The sequence below is a fragment of the Bacillus sp. FSL W8-0920 genome (genome assembly GCF_038593215.1).
Classification (GTDB): domain Bacteria; phylum Bacillota; class Bacilli; order Bacillales; family Bacillaceae; genus Bacillus; species Bacillus pumilus.
The window spans coordinates 1,224,512-1,244,632 of record NZ_CP151974.1 but is presented as its reverse complement, the minus strand read 5'-3'; the positions used below and the strand labels follow the sequence as shown (position 1 = coordinate 1,244,632).

21 protein-coding genes are annotated in these 20,121 nt (G+C 39.2%); 4 read left to right on the top strand and 17 right to left on the bottom strand.

The annotated features are described in order from the left end of the window. Positions 1-135: 135 nt before the first annotated feature. Positions 136-1,035 (bottom strand): N-acetylmuramoyl-L-alanine amidase, encoded by a 900-nt coding sequence (locus NSS78_RS06075; protein ID WP_050945222.1) that lies wholly within the window; start codon positions 1,033-1,035, stop codon positions 136-138. Between the two features lie 310 nt (positions 1,036-1,345). Here NSS78_RS06075 and NSS78_RS06070 point away from each other — a divergent pair, with 310 nt between their 5' ends. Continuing rightward, positions 1,346-1,894: an ImmA/IrrE family metallo-endopeptidase gene (locus NSS78_RS06070; RefSeq protein ID WP_050945223.1), complete on the top strand. Its 549-nt coding sequence runs from the start codon at positions 1,346-1,348 to the stop codon at positions 1,892-1,894. Between the two features lie 16 nt (positions 1,895-1,910). Here the strand turns inward: NSS78_RS06070 and NSS78_RS06065 are convergent, their stop codons facing one another. Next, the gene (locus tag NSS78_RS06065; protein WP_309216527.1) at positions 1,911-2,534 is read right to left on the bottom strand and encodes a poly-gamma-glutamate hydrolase family protein; all 624 of its coding nucleotides are present in this window, start codon (positions 2,532-2,534) and stop codon (positions 1,911-1,913) included. A gap of 244 nt (positions 2,535-2,778) precedes the next feature. Between NSS78_RS06065 and NSS78_RS06060 the strand changes: the two genes are divergently transcribed. Continuing rightward, the gene (locus NSS78_RS06060) at positions 2,779-3,150 is read left to right on the top strand and encodes a DUF5412 domain-containing protein (protein WP_058014230.1); all 372 of its coding nucleotides are present in this window, start codon (positions 2,779-2,781) and stop codon (positions 3,148-3,150) included. 36 nt (positions 3,151-3,186) lie between these two features. Here the strand turns inward: NSS78_RS06060 and NSS78_RS06055 are convergent, their stop codons facing one another. Beyond that, complete coding sequence (locus NSS78_RS06055; protein ID WP_050945225.1) at positions 3,187-4,011, bottom strand: methyl-accepting chemotaxis protein; 825 nt, start codon at positions 4,009-4,011, stop codon at positions 3,187-3,189. Between the two features lie 221 nt (positions 4,012-4,232). On the opposite strand from NSS78_RS06055, the gene NSS78_RS06050 reads away from it, so the two are divergent. Next, on the top strand, positions 4,233-5,705 hold the full coding sequence (locus NSS78_RS06050; protein ID WP_212045777.1) for an FAD-dependent monooxygenase: 1,473 nt from the start codon (positions 4,233-4,235) through the stop codon (positions 5,703-5,705). 32 nt (positions 5,706-5,737) lie between these two features. Here NSS78_RS06050 and hag (NSS78_RS06045) read toward each other — a convergent pair whose 3' ends face one another. The 14 genes from hag (NSS78_RS06045) to NSS78_RS05980 all read right to left on the bottom strand — a co-directional run bounded on the left by hag (NSS78_RS06045) (position 5,738) and on the right by NSS78_RS05980 (position 18,503). Next, positions 5,738-6,637, bottom strand: coding sequence for a flagellin Hag (gene hag / locus NSS78_RS06045; protein ID WP_003211802.1), 900 nt, complete (start codon positions 6,635-6,637; stop codon positions 5,738-5,740). 289 nt (positions 6,638-6,926) lie between these two features. Continuing rightward, the gene (gene hag, locus NSS78_RS06040; protein WP_044141244.1) at positions 6,927-7,817 is read right to left on the bottom strand and encodes a flagellin Hag; all 891 of its coding nucleotides are present in this window, start codon (positions 7,815-7,817) and stop codon (positions 6,927-6,929) included. 336 nt (positions 7,818-8,153) lie between these two features. Then, positions 8,154-9,071, bottom strand: a complete 918-nt coding sequence (gene hag, locus NSS78_RS06035; protein ID WP_284906259.1) for a flagellin Hag — start codon at positions 9,069-9,071, stop codon at positions 8,154-8,156. 274 nt (positions 9,072-9,345) lie between these two features. Continuing rightward, complete coding sequence (gene hag / locus NSS78_RS06030) at positions 9,346-10,245, bottom strand: flagellin Hag (protein ID WP_044141242.1); 900 nt, start codon at positions 10,243-10,245, stop codon at positions 9,346-9,348. A gap of 236 nt (positions 10,246-10,481) precedes the next feature. Further along, entirely contained in the window at positions 10,482-12,005 is a 1,524-nt protein-coding gene (locus tag NSS78_RS06025; RefSeq protein WP_212046029.1) for a kelch repeat-containing protein, read from the bottom strand. A gap of 102 nt (positions 12,006-12,107) precedes the next feature. Beyond that, complete coding sequence (alr, locus tag NSS78_RS06020) at positions 12,108-13,289, bottom strand: alanine racemase (RefSeq protein WP_212046030.1); 1,182 nt, start codon at positions 13,287-13,289, stop codon at positions 12,108-12,110. A gap of 336 nt (positions 13,290-13,625) precedes the next feature. Beyond that, positions 13,626-14,078 carry a hypothetical protein gene (locus tag NSS78_RS06015; RefSeq protein ID WP_249118282.1) on the bottom strand — a complete coding sequence of 151 codons (453 nt, stop codon included), beginning with the start codon at positions 14,076-14,078 and terminating at the stop codon, positions 13,626-13,628. Positions 14,079-14,215: 137 nt separating this feature from the next. Beyond that, positions 14,216-14,665 carry a GyrI-like domain-containing protein gene (locus NSS78_RS06010; RefSeq protein WP_137054754.1) on the bottom strand — a complete coding sequence of 150 codons (450 nt, stop codon included), beginning with the start codon at positions 14,663-14,665 and terminating at the stop codon, positions 14,216-14,218. A 227-nt stretch (positions 14,666-14,892) separates the two neighbouring features. Beyond that, positions 14,893-15,126 (bottom strand): hypothetical protein, encoded by a 234-nt coding sequence (locus tag NSS78_RS06005; protein WP_212046031.1) that lies wholly within the window; start codon positions 15,124-15,126, stop codon positions 14,893-14,895. 97 nt (positions 15,127-15,223) lie between these two features. Next, complete coding sequence (locus tag NSS78_RS06000; RefSeq protein ID WP_012009633.1) at positions 15,224-15,361, bottom strand: hypothetical protein; 138 nt, start codon at positions 15,359-15,361, stop codon at positions 15,224-15,226. Continuing rightward, positions 15,351-16,484: a Rap family tetratricopeptide repeat protein gene (locus NSS78_RS05995; protein WP_050945233.1), complete on the bottom strand. Its 1,134-nt coding sequence runs from the start codon at positions 16,482-16,484 to the stop codon at positions 15,351-15,353. Before NSS78_RS05995 ends, NSS78_RS06000 begins: the two co-directional genes overlap by 11 nt. A gap of 232 nt (positions 16,485-16,716) precedes the next feature. Continuing rightward, entirely contained in the window at positions 16,717-17,238 is a 522-nt protein-coding gene (locus NSS78_RS05990) for a ClbS/DfsB family four-helix bundle protein (protein ID WP_106029862.1), read from the bottom strand. Between the two features lie 239 nt (positions 17,239-17,477). Then, positions 17,478-17,903 (bottom strand): GNAT family N-acetyltransferase, encoded by a 426-nt coding sequence (locus NSS78_RS05985; protein ID WP_212046032.1) that lies wholly within the window; start codon positions 17,901-17,903, stop codon positions 17,478-17,480. Between the two features lie 30 nt (positions 17,904-17,933). After that, a complete protein-coding gene (locus NSS78_RS05980) occupies positions 17,934-18,503 on the bottom strand; it encodes a TetR/AcrR family transcriptional regulator (RefSeq protein ID WP_050945236.1) in 570 nt (189 codons plus the stop codon). 185 nt (positions 18,504-18,688) lie between these two features. On the opposite strand from NSS78_RS05980, the gene lpdA reads away from it, so the two are divergent. Next, positions 18,689-20,083 (top strand): dihydrolipoyl dehydrogenase, encoded by a 1,395-nt coding sequence (lpdA, locus tag NSS78_RS05975; protein WP_212046033.1) that lies wholly within the window; start codon positions 18,689-18,691, stop codon positions 20,081-20,083. The last annotated feature ends 38 nt before the right edge of the window (positions 20,084-20,121 follow it).

Below are 20,121 nucleotides of genomic sequence, written 5' to 3'. Positions count from 1 at the left end.
TTGAGGTGCCAATAAATGAAAAAGAAAATCAAACAATTGAGATATGTTCAGTTTGCTGAATATAAGTCGTCGCCTTATATGCGTCGATTAAATGAGCAAAGTGAAGCAGTCATCCAATCATACAAACAGAAACACTCACTTACTTAACAGCTTCAGAAGCTTTTCCTTCGTTTTAGGTCCGTATACCCCATCACTTGTCAAACCATTTACCAGCTGAAAACGCGCTACGGCGTTCGCCGTTTTTTCTCCGTAAACTCCGTCTATTCCTTTATTTGCAGCTGCTTTATCAGGATAAAAATAAACAGCAGCAAGCGCCTGCTGGACGAGGCGTACATGCTCTCCCTTTGTCAATGGAGAAGTCACCTTTAAAACCCCATCTGGCAGCTCATACAAGCTCTTTGCATCGTTACGATAAATTTTGAGAACCTGTCCAATTTGAATCTTGTTCGGATCGCTAATGTCATTCCACTTCTGTAAATCCTGAACTGTGACCCCGTGAGCTTTCGCAATACTCGTTAACGTATCACCGCTTTTCACGACATACGTGATGACCGTCTCCGGATCTTCTGCCGTTCCAATCCCTTTTTTAAATTCATCCCAAGTAGATAGAAGCTGGCGTGGACATGCTTTTCCAGACCAGTACTGATGTGTGACCACGTTTGCTAGCGGAATGTGATGTTCTTTTAACAGCTTTTGAATGAGCCATTGTGCATGTTTGACCGCTTGCTGAAAATTCCCATCTACATTCTCACAAATTTCAATTCCGATCGACTTCCGGTTACCATTCCCATGACCATCCCCTGCATGCCAGCCATTTTCATTTAACGGCAGATGCTGAAAGATTTCATGATCATCCACTGTAAAGTGCCAGCTCACCTCTGTCGTTGGGCTTTTTACATAGGCCGCATGACTTTTCGCATCCGCTCCCTTTGACGTGTTTGCTGTGTTATGCACCGTTACATACTCCGGTGTCATCGCATATCCTGGGCGGTTTCCGTTTCCAACTGGAATAAAATCTTGATAAATTTGTACCATGTACTGCACTCCCTTTTGCTAAATTGAATTGATCTTTCTCATCAATCGGTGGCATTCGTAAGACAATACTTGTTTGTTTTCATGAGAAGACTATGGTAAAATTTGAATTCAATTCACTCTTTTTAGTCGTGAAACGTGCAAAAATACAGAAAAAAACAGGAATTAATTCCATTTTTCCTTGATTTTATGTTAAAATTGTTAAAAATAAGCCGATAATAAAAGTAAGTAATAGCTCATTTAGCTATTTAGTCCTATATGGACTTTTCTTTTACGCCAAAAATAGAACATACGTTTGTATGGAGGTTTTCAAATGACTGGTTTTTTAACCCATTTAGAAGAAGATATTAAGCGTTTATATGCTCAATTACAAATAAGCGGTCCTGCTTATAGAGAGATGCAAAGGATCGCTTCTGAATTTCGCGTGTGGGTCCATTACGAGGAGACTGGCAGCATGATGATCCAGCATCAAGGTCTTTACAGTATTATCTTAAACAGATCCCTATCACCTGAAGAACAGTGGCAGGATTTCGCCCACGAGCTTTGTCATGTGCTAAAGCATACAGGCAATCATTTCAAAATGAACAAACTCTTTCGAGAACTGCAGGAGTTTCAGGCAAAACAATTCATGTATCACTTTTGTGTTCCAACCTTTATACTGATGAAAATGAAGCTTCCACCCCTTCGGCAGCAAGCCATTTTGCATATTGCTCAAACGTTTCACGTCACTTGGGCTTTTGCTGAAAAACGGCTTGCCTTATTCGAACAGCGAAAAGCAGGTATTCGCTTTCAACAGGAGTTTACGTCTTATTTAATGAAAGCAGAAAGAGTCGCTGAAAAAGAAGCAGTTTATCAAACGTAAATCATCGCATAAAAGTTTATTCATAAAGGGCTAATACTTGTTTGAGTACATTTGTGTACCGATAAAATTGTTCAGTTTGTGTATCTCGCCGGTATTGACGCCTAAAGTCTTGAAAGAATGCTCTTCTTTGCGCCTGACTAATTTCAAGTTGTACACTTTTTCCTGTCAGACATTTGTTATTGATATTATCAGGATGCGTTCCAGAAAAACGATCAGATTCGGCTAGCAGCAATGCTTGAAAGCCATTTAGTGTTAAACGCTTCACAGTTTCTGCCGCTCTTTCTCTGTCTGTACCTCCCACTAACGTTTGAAGCACCTCTGTTTCTCCGTAGCCATGAAGTGCAAACGTATAATGATGGGTATGCACTTCTGAAAGGCAAAGCGGCTCATCAAAGCGTGTACTTGTAATATGAAGAACATGATTGCCTTTTACTTTAAGGCCTTCAAATAAATACATAGAATAGTCACTAGAAATTTCATGAACAAGCTCACTCACGCCTGATTCAATTCCTCCAGCATGAGGAGACAAAACTAGCAGCTGGTTACCTTTCCGCTTGTGAAGAATTTGATAATCAATCCCTTTTCTTTCATGAGCGGAGAGCTCTTCATAATTTTCATACGTATCGATAATTTGCCTCATGTCATCTGCTCCATTTCTTTATATGAGCATAAGTCTACTGATCCCTCATTCTTTTGTAAAGAGGTTTCGAATCAAATATACCACTTGAATTCTTCCTTAAATTTTCCTTACATTTACGGCATTCTGTTGAATTTTGAGAAAAAATGACCGATAATTGAAACGAATAGAACTTTTGGACTATATGAATCTTTTTGTATTCTCTCTCATAAATTAGAAATATTGTGATCTACATCTGGAGGAATTCATGTTAAAAAAGAAAACCACCCTCACTCTTATCATCTTACTCCTTAGCTTCGCTGGCATTATTTATTGGAAATGCTTCTCTCTTCAAGGCGTGTCTCACGGAACATTCATCCGCTCGATGTCATCACCTGACGGAATGTACATCATCAACACCTATCAGCATAGCGGAGGAAAGCTAAAGGAAAACGCAGTCAGAGCAGAAATTGAAAACAAACTGACCCACCGCAAGAAAACGATTTACTGGAAATACCCTGATAAGGACCCTCTCATCAAATGGAAAAACGGACAGCTTGTTCAAATTGGACATGAGTTTTTAAATGTGGTGAAAGGCGACACCTACGATTATCGCTTTGATCAGAACAAGAGAAAATAATGCATCAAAAAAACGAATCCCTCTTGGATTCGTTTTTTACGTTGACATGACGGTTTGCATGAATTTCTTCATATTCTTACTAACCGTCGTCAATCGATCGACAATTTCACTAAACTCTGTCACAAGTAAAGCCTGTTCCGATGAAGAACCTTTCATATGGTCCATACTTTCAAGTAATGTATGTATATTGGAGGAGATTCCTTGCAGTGAGCTTTCGATGTTTTCTGTTGCACGTGAAGTTTCACTTGAAAGCTTTTGAACCTCACTTGCTACAACACTAAAACCTGCTCCCTCTTTTCCTGCCCTGGCAGCTTCAATTGACGCATTCAATCCTAGCAAACTCGTTTGTTTCGAGATGCCTTTAATCATTTTTGTAATATCGGCTGTTTGTTTCGAGCTTTCAAGAGTTTGCTGCGTTTGTAAGGTCATCTCCTCACTTGTAGCAGAGAGCTCCTCTGAATGTGCCGCCACCACGTGCACTTTTTCTTGAATACTTTGAATAATGTCATTCAATGAATCCATATACGCTTCAAGCTCTATTTGATTTTTGAGTGGAAATCCTAAAGCGAGGGCACCAATCACTTGCCCATTTTCATCAAAAATAGGCAATCCCATCGCATTTAATGGTACTCCATACACTGATTCAGGCACAAACATACTCGATGTCTCACCTCTCAACGCTTTTTTCATATTCAGATCATCTGGTTTAATACGTTCACCAGCTCGAATTTGAAAATCAACATCTTTCGATGGCAAATACAGCAAAAATTTCTCTCGGTCAATGACACCCATCGTCACTTCATTTTTTAAAATCTGCATCATATAAGGTGCTGCTGTCACTATACTCTGTAGTATATCCATTTTCTCTACCCCCTTGTATTATTTATCGGTCGTTCTTCTTAAAATAATAGTTTTTTTAAAAAAATAATGATGATGATGAAAGTTATTTCTCATATGTACGAGTAAAAAGAAGGAAATTCCCTCTTTATATTCAACAAAACGTAAATTTGCTATAATTCAAGTATCAACATATGATGAAATGGTCATGTAATCATTTTATATATTCATTGGAGGCGCATGTTGTGAGACAACCTATGACATATGAGCGGGCGATCGTCATTGGCGGCGGTATGACGGGAATACTCGCTGCAAAAGTTTTATCAACGTTTTATCATCAAGTTTTCATTATCGAAAAGGACGAAATGCCAGACTCTCCTAAGAATCGTCTCGGCACTCCTCAAGCTTTTCATCCACATAGAATGCTGCCACTAGGCAAGCAAATAGTGGAACGTCTATTTCCTGGTTATACAAAAGAGTTACTGACAATGGGCGGATTTAATACGTGGCATCAAACCTCTCGTTTTATTACAAAAGATGGTGAGTTAACGCTTACTGATACCGAAGAAACAGCCGTCACAAGACGTGCCATGCTAGAGTGGGTGCTGATGCAAAGAATGTTAAATGAGGGACGGGTGCAATGTTTAGAAAAACATGAAGCCCTCTCACTTCAGTTGCAAGAGGGAACAAACCAAGTCATTGGACTGGTCGTGAAAGATCGGCATGAAAAACCAGGAAGCATTCGTGAAATGAAAGCAGACTTAGTGATCGATACGTCTGGAAGAATGTCTAAATTGCCAAAATGGCTGAAGGATGCTGGACTGACCTTACCACGGGCAGATGAATTAACGGTGTCACTCGGTTACAGCACAAGATACTACAAGATGCAACCAGAAGCGCCATACCAGCAATCAATGGTCGTAGTGGGTCAGCCGGAAAGGCAAATCCCAACAGGACTATTTGAACGGGTAGATCATGATTTAGTAGCTGTTCTTCTCTCTGCAGCTGGCGGAGCACATTATCCAACAACGGATGCTGATCAATTTGATTCAGAAACAGCTGCACTGACCCATCCCGCAATAGCAGATGCCATCACTCATTTAACGCCCTATACAAAGCCAAAAGGGTTTAGAGTCCCTTCTTGCGTGAGATATCACTATGAACAAATGCACGACTGGCCAAGTGGATTATTGGTGATGGGCGATGCCTTGTGTACATTAGATCCCATTCATGGTCAAGGAATGACAAAGGCCGCACTCGAAGCACAAACTCTTGAGCGCATGCTCAAACAAGCACAAGAAAATGAGCGGCTATCTTTTGAAAAGGACACATTACAACAAATGCAGCACGCGAGTGAACTTGGCTGGTGGCTTTGTGCAATTGCTGATATGGCGTGGGAAGGCGTCGAGTTAAAAGGAGAAAAAACCATTCCTCATTTAACGTTTGTACAGGAATTTTTAAATCGCTACGTACAATACGCCATTGTCACAAAACAGCCTAAACGTCTTGAAGCGTATCACCGGATGCATTCTTTCTTAATAGAACCGAGAGACATCATCAACTTAGAACAGCTGCTTGACATGATTCAAGCTGACACTTCTGGAGAAACGGCTGAATGGTGGAGTCAGTGGGATCAAGAGGACGATAAACGCAATCGAGCTTTTTTCCATGAAGCGGTTCCTGACTTTCGTTTACAGCACTTGCTTTCATTAGATTGAAACAAAAAAAGCCCCTTAGTGGGGCTTTTTCATTAACGTAATAATTGAAGTACGTTTTGCGGCTGTTGGTTTGCTTGAGCTAACATTGCTTGAGACGCTTGAGAAAGAATGTTGTTCTTTGTGAACTCACTCATTTCTTTCGCCATGTCAACGTCACGAATACGTGACTCAGCAGCTGTTAAGTTTTCAGCAGAAGCACCAAGGTTGTTGATTGTGTGCTCGAGGCGGTTTTGGACTGCTCCAAGTTTAGAACGCTGGTCTGAAACTTGTTTGATCGCTCCATCAATGATTGCTAATTGATCGTTAAACCCACCTTCTTCATCTGCTGCAATTTCGGCGAAATCAGTTACTTTAATAGTAGAAACGGTTTTATCCTCAACTCCAAGTTTATCAGCAGACATTGCTTCAATATGAACTGACAATTGCTGCGCACCGTTAGCTCCAATTTGGAAAGTAAGTTTTTTCGGTTCTCCGTCTTCTGGTTCAGCAGCAAAAGTTCCATCAAGAAGTTTCTTTCCGTTGAATTCAGTACGGTCAGAAATACCGTTCTTATCTGTACCGTTCCCAATTTCCTGAACTAGTGCATCAATTTCCTCTTGAATTGCACCAAGGTCTGTTTCATCTTGTGTACCAGTGTTTCCAGCTTGAACGACTAGTTCACGTACACGTTGAAGGATTGAGTGAGTTTCAGTCAATGCACCCTCAGCTGTTTGAATAAGAGAGATACCGTCTTGAGCATTTTTCGTCGCCATTTCTAATCCGCGGATCTGACCACGCATTTTTTCAGAGATTGCTAGACCTGCTGCATCATCTCCTGCACGGTTAATTTTAAGACCAGAAGAAAGCTTCTCCATGTTCTTTTGTCCTGCTCCATTGTTTGCAGACAAACGGTTCAGTGTGTTAAGTGCTGCGATATTGTGGTTAATTCTCATTTCCTATTACCTCCATGTGTTTGAACCAATTGAACATCCTTGTCCAAAAGTTCTAAATTAGAATTTTTTTGTAAGCCTTACAATCCATTTATCGAACATTAATGGAATTTGTTTAACAAAAAAGGATTAAATAAGGAAAAAGCCTTATTTATTATGATCATTTCGCTAGTGTATATCAAATTTAAAGGTCATTTTTCATGACTTACCAGAGGGATTTAAGAATCATAAGACTGGGGGAAAATCGAAGAAAAAAACACCATAAAAAAAAGCCCCATTAAGGGGCCTGTCATTAACGTAGTAATTGAAGTACGTTTTGTGGCTGTTGGTTCGCTTGTGCAAGCATTGCTTGAGACGCTTGAGAAAGAATGTTGTTCTTTGTGAACTCACTCATTTCTTTCGCCATGTCAACGTCACGGATACGAGACTCAGCAGCTGTTAAGTTTTCAGAAGAAGCACCTAGGTTATTAATTGTGTGCTCTAGACGGTTTTGAACCGCACCTAGTTTAGAACGTTGATCTGACACTTGTTTGATTGCATTATCAACGATATCTAATTGATCATTGAAACCACCTGCAGCACCTGCAGCAATAGTTGCAAAATCAGTTACTTTAAGAGCTGAAACTGTTTTAGTTGCATCAGCTGGGTCTGTTCCAAGTTTATCAGCAGACATTGCTTTGATGTTTACATCTAATTTTTGTGCTTTGTTTGCACCAATTTGGAAAGTTAATGTAGCTGTTTCAAAATCACCATTCAACAATTTTTTACCGTTGAACTCAGTACGATCAGAGATACCATTTTTATCCGTACCGTTACCAATTTCTTGAACTAGGTTATTGATTTCTTCTTGAATTGCACCAAGATCTGTATCGTCTTGTGTACCCGTGTTTCCAGCTTGTACAACTAGTTCACGAACACGTTGAAGGATTGAGTGAGTTTCAGTCAATGCACCTTCAGCTGTTTGGATAAGAGAGATACCGTCTTGTGCGTTTTTAGAAGCCATTTCTAGTCCGCGGATTTGTCCACGCATTTTTTCAGAGATTGCTAAACCTGCTGCATCGTCTCCTGCACGGTTGATTTTAAGACCAGAAGAAAGTTTCTCCATGTTCTTTTGGCTAGCACCGTTGTTTGCAGACAAACGGTTCAATGTGTTAAGTGCTGCGATATTGTGGTTAATTCTCATTTCCTATTACCTCCATGTATGTGGGACCTAACAGACGTCCTTGTCTGAAAAAAGTCCTTTATTCTAGGGCTTATCAACCCTACAATTCTTTTATCGGAATATTTCATAGGAAGTTTAACACTTTTTAATATTTATTTATTAATTTATCAGTCTTAATTCATGATTTAGTTCTATGGAAAAGACGTATTGTGTGCTCCTTTTAAAATATTAGTTCTTCTTATCATATTTTTAATTTAAAATATAAGTACGCACCAAGTGGGTCTCACATGATATATTCAGGATCTGCTTTTTTCAAATATCAGTAGACATAAAAAAGCCCCATAAAGGGGCCCTTCATTAACGAAGTAATTGAAGTACGTTTTGTGGCTGTTGGTTCGCTTGTGCAAGCATTGCTTGAGATGCTTGAGAAAGAATGTTGTTCTTTGTGAACTCACTCATTTCTTTCGCCATGTCAACGTCACGAATACGAGACTCAGCAGCCGTTAAGTTTTCACCAGAAGCACCAAGGTTGTTGATTGTGTGCTCTAGACGGTTTTGAACTGCACCAAGTTTAGAACGTTGGTTAGATACTTGTTTGATAGCTCCATCAACGATATCTAATTGATCATCGAAAGAAAGTGCGCCTGCAGCAGCAGGAGTGGCAAATTGTGTTACATCGATGTCTGCTACTGCGTGGTCTGCTTTAAGAGTTCCGTCAGCTTCTAATGCACCAAGTGCTGTAGAAGACATTGCTTCGATGTTCACATCTAATTTTTGTGCTTTATTTGCACCGATTTGGAAAGTTAATGATTTTGCATTAGCACCAGCTGCGCTGAAAGAACCGTCAAGTAGTTTCTTTCCGTTAAATTCTGTACGGTCAGAGATACCGTTTTTGCCAGAACCGTCACCAATTTCTTGAACTAGGTTAGCGATTTCTTCTTGGATAGCACCAAGGTCTGTTTCATCCTGAGTACCTGTGTTTCCAGCTTGAACGACAAGCTCACGTACACGTTGAAGGATTGAGTGAGTTTCAGTCAATGCACCTTCAGCTGTTTGGATAAGAGAGATACCGTCTTGTGCGTTTTTCGTCGCCATTTCTAATCCGCGGATTTGTCCACGCATTTTTTCAGAAATTGCTAAACCTGCTGCATCGTCTCCTGCACGGTTGATTTTAAGACCAGAAGAAAGTTTCTCCATGTTCTTTTGGCTCGCACCGTTGTTTGCAGATAAACGGTTCAATGTGTTAAGTGCTGCGATATTGTGGTTAATTCTCATTTCCTATTACCTCCATGTATATGGGACCTGACAGACGTCCTTGTCTGAAAAAAGTCCTTAATTCTAGGGCTTAACAACCCTGACAATTCTTTTATCGGATTATTTCATAGGAAGTTTAACATTTTTTAATATTTATTGATCAATTTTACATATCTTTATTCACTATTTAGTTTCACAAAAATTTCTATTATGCTATTCGTTCAAGTGATGAGCACATAGCCTGTATTAAAATGAATAGGAACAAAATAAAAAAGCCCCATAAAGGGGCCTGTTATTAACGAAGTAATTGAAGTACGTTTTGTGGCTGTTGGTTCGCTTGTGCAAGCATTGCTTGAGACGCTTGAGAAAGAATGTTGTTCTTTGTGAACTCACTCATTTCTTTCGCCATGTCAACGTCACGGATACGAGACTCAGCAGCTGTTAAGTTTTCAGAAGAAGCACCAAGGTTGTTGATTGTGTGCTCTAGACGGTTTTGGACTGCACCAAGTTTAGAACGTTGGTCTGAAACTTGTTTGATCGCACCATCTACGATGTCTAGTTGTTGATCAAATGTAAGTGTTGGTGTAGCAGCAGCGAATTGTGTAACATCAATATTAGAGACTGCTTGACCCGCTACAAGAGTTCCATTATTAAGAGCCCCTAGTTTGTCAGAAGACATTGCTTCGATATTTACATCTAATTTTTGCGCTTTGTTTGCACCGATTTGGAATGTTAAAGTAGCTGTACCATTAGCAAAGTCGCCATTCAACAATTTTTTACCGTTGAACTCAGTACGATCAGAGATACCATTTTTTCCAGTACCATTACCAATTTCTTGAACCAGATTGTTGATCTCTTCCTGGATAGCACCAAGATCTGTTCCGTCTTGTGTCCCAGTGTTTCCAGCTTGAACAACAAGCTCACGTACACGTTGAAGGATCGAGTGAGTTTCAGTCAATGCACCTTCAGCTGTTTGGATAAGAGAGATACCGTCTTGTGCGTTTTTAGAAGCCATTTCTAATCCGCGGATTTGTCCACGCATTTTTTCAGAGATGGCAAGACCTGCTGCGTCATCTCCTGCACGGTTGATTTTAAGACCAGAAGAAAGCTTCTCCATGTTCTTTTGGCTCGCACCGTTGTTTGCAGACAAACGGTTTAATGTGTTAAGTGCTGCGATATTGTGGTTAATTCTCATTTCCTATTACCTCCATGTATGCGGGACCTGACAGACGTCCTTGTCTGAAAAAAGTCCTTCGTTCTAGGGCTTATCAACCCTGACAATTTTATTATCGGACGTGGTAATAGGATGTTTAGCAGATTTTTTTTGAAATATCGCATTTTTTCATGACTTTGATCCTAATTTTAACAATTTCACAAAAACAAAAACTGCTGATCTATCATCAGCAGTTTTGCCATTATATGAATATCATATCAGTATTGTTTGATATCAAACATTAAAATATTTTGGTACACCACATAATCCTTCTTACTTGTGAAAGACCCTTTATTGTGTTCATCATTGATTTCATAGAAGTTCATACCAATTCCAAAGCTTCTTTCTTTATACCAGTTAAGAAAATCGTTGATTTCTTTCATTGAAAGCAAATAATCTTTTTGCAGTCCATTTATCATAGTAATTGAAAGTATACCCTTTGTTACTTCTTCACCAGGTTTTGTTCCGTCTTGTTCCTTTGGTTCTTCTGTTGATCCATCCCCAGGCTTAGTCCCGTCCTGATCTTTCGGTTCTTCTGTTGACCCATCATCAGGTTTTGTTCCGTCTTGGTCTTTTGGTTCTTCTGTTGATCCATCACCAGGCTTTGTTCCGTCCTGATCTCTCGGCTCTTCTGTTGTGCCATCATCTGGTTTTGTCACATCCTGATCTTTTGGCTCTTCTATTGTATCATCATCTGGTTTTGCCTCATCTTCAGTTATTTGCAAGTCGTTTAATGGAATGGAAATCACTGATTTGTAATCACTTTTTGCAGAAAAATTCCCCATATAATATGAGTAGTTACGTCCGCCAATGACATACAAATGGTCATCAACAATTGCTGCAACAGCTGATACTCTACCTTCTGGTAAATCATATGCTGAATTTTTAAATTGGCCATTTTCTGGGTTGAAAATTTGAACTTTCTTCAGTATTTCACTTGAATAATCACCAGTCAACTGTCCTCCAATAACGAAGAATTTCCCATTATATGTTTCATAGGCTGGTTCAAATGAATATGAAGTTAAGTCACTATCTTTTAATTTACTCCATTTATCTGTTGAGATATCATACTGGAACAAAGATCTTTCTCTACTATGCCCAATCGAATTTTCTCCACCGGCAACATATATTTTGCCATCAATTGCAGAAATGGCTCTCCCATTTCGAGATGGTAAACCCGATGAGTTCAAGCTCTTCCATTCACCAGAGGCTGTATTGTATTGATAGACATTATTCTTATAAGAATTTTTTGAAGATACAATATATATATCCTCTTTTACTGCAACTGCGTACAAAGTTCCCTTACTATAAGTTGAAAATACAGGGTCTCTGGGTATTTGAATTGGCTCTTCAGCCCACTGATCAAGTTCTGTATCATATATATCAATCGTGTTATAAGCTGTTTTTGTCTCTTCGTTTATTCCACCTATTAGATATATTTTCTTACCTACTGTAGCATAAGTACCACCTGTTCTATTTCTCGGCATGCTCGTTTTTTCTTCCCAAACATCTTTCTTAGGGTCATACATAAATGTTTGATTATTTAACTTATTTTTTTCACTTGCTCCGCCAAATAAATAAATTTTTCCATCTACCACTCCTACACCGGCATTAATACGTTCTTCTGGTAAATCAGCTCGTTTCGTCCATCCAGTTGATTTTGTTTCTGCATCTGCTTTAAATGGACTAAGGGTACTTATTAAAAGAAGTACCATGATAAATAGTAAAAATTTCTTTTTCATTTTTATTCCTCCACATCATTATATTCCCTCCTTTTATCGATCTAATATTTGTAAAGTTTACAATTTAATGGCTTTTTAATTAAACTTTTTATAATAAAATCCTCACACATACATCACCGGTGTCGATATTTTAATAATCTTCCCGCCTCGACGATAAAATCTTGGGACGCGGCGGCTTAGGGTGGCGATGACTTCGTAGTTGATCGTATTGAGCATTTCAGCAATTTCATCGACAGAAATTTCTCCGCCCTTTTGACGACCGTATATGACGACTTCCTCGCCTTGCTTTGCTTTCATTTCTCCTAAACTGATCATCGTCATATCCATTGTGACTCGGCCAGCAATCGGCATTCGTTTTCCGCGGAAAAGCATAAATCCCCGATTTGATAAAGCACGTGAGTACCCATCTGCGTAACCGATCGGTATGGTCGCAATAACCTCATCAGGTTTTGCTACATACGTTGCCCCATAGCTGACGGTCCTTGGCTCTGTCACCATTTCCTTTACGAACGCAATCCTTGCTTTTAAACTGAGAGCGGGCTCTAGCTGAACAGCGTCTAAGCTTTCAATGTATTGCGAGGGATACAGACCATATAGCCCGATGCCCAGCCGAATCATATCGGCGCTAAATTCAGGAAACGCGATAGCAGCCGCTGTATTGTTCATATGTACGGTTGGCAGCTTAATTCCTTGTTTTTTCAAAAAGCGAAGAAATTCAATAAAAATGCTGTGCTGCAGCAGCGTGAAGTCAGGGTCAGGCTCATCTGCAGTGGAGAAATGCGTAAAAATCCCGTCCCATCTAAGATTTTCACTCTTTTCAAGAGCTTCCACCACTCCTAACAGCTCTTCCTTCGTCCGTACACCTAGTCGCCCCATCCCTGTGTCGACATTGACATGAATCCCAAGCCGGTGTTGACTTTCTTCTTCTGCTAAGATCTCATTTGCTTCAACAATCCAGTCTTCACGAAGGCCAGATAGATCAATTCTCCAGGCCGCAGCCCTTTTCACACAGTCGAGCGGGGTAAATCCAAGAACCAAAATCGGTGCTTCAATTTTTGCTCTTCGCAGCACAATGCCTTCCTCCAAGCTAGCAACTGCGAGCTCCGTCGCACCGCTTTCCAGTGCCTGCCGGGCTACCTCCACTGAGCCATGTCCATAAGCATTCGCCTTCACGACAGCCATGATCTTACTTTTCCTTGGAATATGCGCTTGAATGGCTTCGATATTTCTTTTAATCGCATCGAGATTGACTTCGATCCAGACTTCCCTGCATAGCTTTTTCATTTATTTTTCCTCCTCATCACATGAGCGTTCTTTCTATCTCCATGTTCGCTTTTGCGTCTAGTCTATCTTTATTCATTTTTGAGAAAAACATTCAACTACAATGACTGGACCTGCTTTGTCTTGTTGCACACAAAAAAAGAAACCACATCAACTGTGATTTCTTCTCTATGTGCGATGATATTCAATTTCATCCGATCATTGCATCAATATCATGATAAATCTCCTGTAAATTTTCCCCTTCACTTAAGTATTGAACATTGCTCTTACGAACAGGCACATCAAAACACAAGAAGTTGATTGTCATCGTGGACGATACTTGATCATTCATTGTGAACCTTAATTCAAGCGTCGAAACCTCTTCTTGATCATCACCTCCGCTACATCATCAATCGGCACCCCATCTTCTAACATCTCAACTTGTTTCAAATCTTTCATGGATAGCTCAGTGACTGCAAATCTATTTTTTCTAGTTGACCCGCCAGGCTGATATTCAATAAAGCGCATTTTCTTTAACTCATCATCAATCGCAAATCCCTTATCAACTTGCTCCGAAAAGATATAGGTAGATGCCTGAAACCCATCTTCGTGAAAAAGCATCATCATTTTGTCCAATAATATGTTGGGATCATTCTGTTCTTTTCGTCTTTGACATCTACCGGCTATGATTAAAATGACCAGTCCTCCGATGATGCTGAGAGCCGTTCCCCATCCATTCCCTACATCTACGAAAACAGTAAAACCTAAAATAGCAATCATAAAAGCAATGATAATGCCTATGATGAATATCACTCAATGCTCCTCCTATCATGACCCTTCATGAATGGTTTAGCCATAGTATAGCATTTGAAGTAAGGTGATTTAAGAATATTTATATGAAGAAAACAGACCATAAAGATCTGTTTTCCCATTGAACTTCATTCAAGTGTTTAAAAGATAGGCAGTAAGAATTCACACACGCCTTCTTCTTCTCTATATCTCTCCATAATAGATGCCTGACGCATGTTCAATTGATTGTTTTGGATCATTTGAGGCAATTGGCTCCAAAACAAATTCACTTTTTCGGTTGTATGTGTCACTGTAAACACAGCATACTTTCCCCCTTCAAAATGTCCAGTCTGAACCATTCGATCTTTTGAGAAATCTCTATTTGTCATCAACATGAGGTCGTATCTGCATTTTTCTGGTGGGATTTTTCCAGGATCATCTTGAGGAACACCATATATACCAAATTCCTTTAATTCATCATTTAATTGATGTTGATTGATCCATTTTTTAAATCTTTTCATCATCTCTACATTTTCTTTGCTACCATATGGTCCTATATTTCTCATAAACACCATTTTCATATTCGTTAACATTTCAATTTTGTAATTCATGATTTCCCTCCAACTCTTATTGGAAGATTGGCCAATCATTCCTTACATCCAACGGTAACATCCTTTAAAATATAATACAGTAGGATATTAAAAATAATTGAATTATGTTGGAAAAACATTCACAGGAATTGCGATTTAGATCATAAATTAAGTCATCTCATTTTCTCTTTAAATAGCATATCCAATTTTTTAAAATAAAAAAGAACGGTCTTTAGCCGCTCAATTGTTTATTGATTTTCCTTTGAAGATTTAGCAAAGAGAAGGGTGACAATCAAATAGATAATTGTTCCGAAAAACAGACCATTTAACAAGCTGATAAACAATATTTCACAAACCAGGCCAACATAATAAGACACTGGCGTCCCTGGAAACACAGCCATATTGAACAGACTAATTATAAAGGTTAAAGCAAAAAATATAATGAAAATCTTTCGAAATACTGTTGATTTTAACATTGTCATTTCACTTCCTCCTCAGTATGTTTTCTATGAAAAAAATATTCTTTGTTCATAGCGTATATTCCGTTTTATAGTAAAAAGCCCATAAAGGGCTTTTTACTTAAGCAGTATAACCAATACTTGCAGTATGACCTCTCCTAGCTTCATCATGACTTGCTGTCACTTCAGACGTAAAATAACCAACAACACTTATGACACTAATCATCACGAATACTACTGATAACGTTTTAAATTTCATACTGACAGTCCCCCCGCTTTACTTGAGTTTGGAAATAAAGAATCTTTTCATAGAAATGCATCGCATTGTCTTTATCTCCCATTTCATTATAATATTTTGCAGCATCTTTTGCTAAATCTTCGAGGTCAGGATACATTGACTTTACTTCTAACAATTCCATTATTTTTTCCAACTGCTCAAAATTGTTGTCAATGTATAGGGATCTTAAAAACTTGAATATCAATAATAGAACATGGTCTTTCAGCTTTTCAGATAGTTCTATGCCGTTATTTAATGCATATGTACCTAAGTCCTGTTCTTTCTTTTTGAAGTAGGCTTTTGACAACATAATGAGCGGATCTAAGATTCTATTTAAATGCTCGTATCCCTGCTCTTTAAATGCTCGAATTGAATCATTAAAGTGAATAATCGCTTGTGCTAATTCTTTGTTATGAAAATAACTCAACCCTAAATTATAAAGTGCTGATCCTTTTAATCGTTTTGTTGAGTTGTCGGCGGCTTTTTCTAGTGCGTGTTGAAAATGGGGTATGGCTTTTTCGGGGCAGCCCATATCGATATAGTTTAATCCAATGACAAAAGAACATTGAATCTCTCTAACAGTGTATGTATCTTTTTCTCGGTAACATTCTATCGCCTGTGCGATATGGTGCATCGACATGTGGGTTTGTTTCATGTGGTAATAGATTTCTGCCATCTTGTAATTGAACTCGGCACGTTCAATATCGTCGCTGACAAGAGACAGCTTTTTTTCTGCCCGCTTATAGAAGGTAATCGCATTTAGGTATTCATAGTTTTCAAATTCGTACATGCCGTAGAAAAAATTAAAGTAATACTCGAGCAATCCTGTTAATTTTTCTTGATCCCTTTTGATCTTCATTGCGAGTTCCCTAAAGTTCGCCCGCTCTTTCCCATTTTCTAAAGGATTTAAGTAATCAAGCATTAATTTATGTCTGAACTCCATGAGTGAGAAATACAATAATAAATCTTGATTTTCTTCCATATGATCAAGCATTGATTTGATTTCCTCTTTATATGCTTCGGCGTCCGGTACGTTAAATCGTTGAATATGATAATACCATTCATTGATTTTCAAACCGACGTGAGAAGAAAGTACTTTCTCCATCAGCCCTTACCCCTTCCTCTATTTCCCCTATAATGACATATATTATCATTTCATGAGCTATCCGGCACCGAAAAGAAACCGCAAAAGAACAAAAAAGCTTCTTCTAAAGAAGCCAAGTGATTGATCGTCATTTTGATAAGGAGGAATAACTGAGCTCGCGCCCCTGTACTCTCTGAAATAAGATGGTACAATCAGGTCTAACGAAATATTTACATCCAGTATACCCTTCACGTCATACTTGATTTAATCGTTTCCATTTACGAATTTGAGTACGGAAATTTTTAAAAGGGGCAACGGTATTCACATGAATAAATTTATAAACTGGCCAAACTGCCTTTGCTGTAGCGCCATCCGCCCATTTTCGTTGATGAGGTTCAAACACTTCTGCTTCACTCATACGATCCAACATATCACAAATAGTTAACACATTCTGTTTGAGCTGAGCTCTTAATGCGACTAGTGATTGACAGGCATACTTCTCATTAAAAAGAGAATATAATGCGCCAAGCTGATTCCATTTGTATCCTTCTGCTGGCGTATGGACAACTTTTCCTTCAGTTTCGTTTTGCTCCCATTGAAGTAACAGGGTTGTCCAACCAACTTGATAGGCCAAGTTTTCTGCAGGAGTTCGGCTTACATCCTCTATTCGATCATCTTTCATTTCTTCTGGAATCATATCGAATTCTTCATCGTATTGATTGTACGATTTCATGATTGCTTGTTTTAAAATGTCTTTCGACTCATAGGTTGTCATCATATTCACCTCTAGTTCTTTTCGTGAAAATTTTCCTCAGAACACATCTTGCAAAAGTAAAAAAAATAACTAGAGCTCATGATACTGAATTATTCTAATGTTTTCTGCTTTATTGTCTCTATTATAATCAAACTCTTAATCGAGCAAAAAAGCAATAGCATTTCTGGTTAAATGAAAGCATCTACGTAAGTTTAATAAAGAATATCTATAAAACCGGCTGCGAAAAATAAAGACACTCTTTACGTTCTATCATAAACAAGCACCCAGTATTTCGCCCCAGGTTCCCCTTCTTCTACAACAGCCTTCCAGCCTCTTTTTTGATAAAAAGACAAAGCTTTGTGATTGTCAGAGACACATTTGAGGGTGACCGGTGTTCCGAGCACTTTTATAGCATGTTTGAGAAGCAAGTCGCCAGCTCCTTGACCAGCAGCTTCGGGATGCACAAACAAGAGGTGAATAAAACGATCTGGTACATATAGAGAAATGAATCCGAGGATTTTATTGTTTTCCTCTGCTAAGAAAATTTGCTCTTCCAGCGTATCTTGATCAAAATCTTGCAGATTGATTTCTTCTGTATTGAGCCAGTGAAAGCTCTGACGGCGGGATTCTAAATAGATTTGTCTTAATTTTGGATAATCTTCTATGCTTGCTTCTCTAATCAACATCACAACATCCCCCCTGTTTTTATTTGAATGTTAATTCACCTCTAGAATGTGTTTTGCCTGTATTCTACCTGCCAATAACAATTGATCGCTGAACTGCGAATCATTGACAGCACGTGCAAGAGCGATTGTACCGACCATGCTGCTTACTAGTGCGTAACTCGTAGAGAGACCGATATTTCCCGTATCGGCTATAAACGCCATAAACCGTTTCAATTCATCCGTATAGGCTTTCCGTACCTCTTGCGATAATTGAGAAATCTCCCCTGCAAGTGCAGGCAGTATACAGCCGATCTCCGTCTGATCACGGTGAACAGAACTTAAATAGAATTCAATGATCGTCTGAATTCGAGACTGGTCTGCTTTCTTGTCTGCAACACTTTGCAGCAGCTTTATCGTATCAGTAATAGCAAAATGAAAAGCCTCTATCACCAACTGATCCTTGTTCTTAAAATGAGCGTAAAACCCTCCATGAGTTAGACCTGCCCCTTTCATAATGAATGGCAAACTGATATTACGAACGCCATTTGTTCGAAATGCTCGTGCAGCACTTGCAATGATTTGCTCTCTCACTTTTGACTTATGACCTTTCGGATAAGGCATCTTTTTACTCCCCTCCTTCACTTTAACTCTTTTTAAGTGTGTTTATCAAAATATTATAATCATCATATTTTCTTGTGTCAATTGACTGAAATCCATCTTTCCTCACTTAGATGGGATTGACTTCATCAAAATATGATGACTATAATATATTATGATCATCATATTTTGAGACGGAGGTGCAAGAAATGATTCATTTAGAAACAGTAGATACTTTAGTGATCGGATCAGGTCCGGGAGGCTACGTGGCGGCATTACGTTCAGCTCATCTCGGCATGAAAACAGCGATTGTAGAGCGTGATCAATTAGGTGGAGTATGTACCCATGTAGGCTGTATCCCTTCTAAAGCGCTAATAGCAGAAGCAGAGCGGTTCAAACTCCGCACACAATTGGGGGTTTTTCAAGAAAGCGGCTCTTTCAAGGATGCTCAAGCGTTCAAAAAAGCTGTTGTGAAAAAACAAGCTGGAGGCGTCCAATTTTTGCTAAAGTCAGCGGAAGTTACCATTCTGGAAGGTGAGGCAAGCTTGATCGATCATCATACAGCGGTGATTCAACATGCCGAAAAAGGTGAAAAGCGAATCAATTTCAAACACCTAATACTAGCAACTGGTTCCCGTCCGATTGAAATTAGATCACTCCCTTTCGGAGGTCGTATATTGTCTTCAACTGAAGCACTATCCCTTCCTAAAATTCCGAAAAGCCTTGTTGTAGTTGGAGGTGGTTATATTGGGGTTGAACTAGGACAGATGTTTGCAAGGTTTGGAGCAAACGTCACCATTTTGGAAGGCGGCAATCAAGTATTGCCTGGCTTTGAAAGTGAACTTGTCTCGCCTGTCGTTCGACAATTGAAAGAAGATAACATCACCCTGATTACAGGAGCACACGTCACAGATGCCAAGCAGCATATAAACGGAATTGATCTTCATTATGAGAAACAGAAAGAAAGCTACACGGTGAAAGCGGAATATGCACTGATTACTGTCGGAAGAAAACCGAATACAGATGGTTCATTAGGGCTTGATTCTATCGGGTTGTCCATTACCCCTCACGGACTGATTGAAGTTGATGAACAATGCAGAACATCCATTCCGCACATATATGCCATTGGTGATATCACCGAGGGTCCCGCTCTGGCTCATAAAGCTTCCTATGAAGCGAAGGTTGCAGCAGAGGCAATCGCTGGTAAACCTTCTATTGTAGATTATAAAGCGATCCCACTCGTTGTGTTTTCCAGCCCAGAATTGACGAGTGTTGGACTGAACGAAACAGATTGCAAGCAACAATCCATTCCGACTGTCATTGGAAAAACAATGTTCTCCATTAATGGTCGAGCACTGGCATTAAAAGAACCAGAAGGATTTGTGAAGATTGTAGCCCATGCCGAATCTGGTCTTATTTTAGGAGCACAAATCGTAGGTGCAGAAGCATCTACTCTTATATCAGAACTTTCTCTCTCTATTGAAATTGGTGCTACAGTAGAAGATTTAGCAATGACGATTCATCCTCACCCAACATTAGGTGAAATGATCATGGAAGCTGCAGAAATGGCCACCCGTAAAGTTGAAAAATATCTTGCACGATAATTGGTTCAGGTGTAGCTTCTAAAATTGAGAAAAATAAT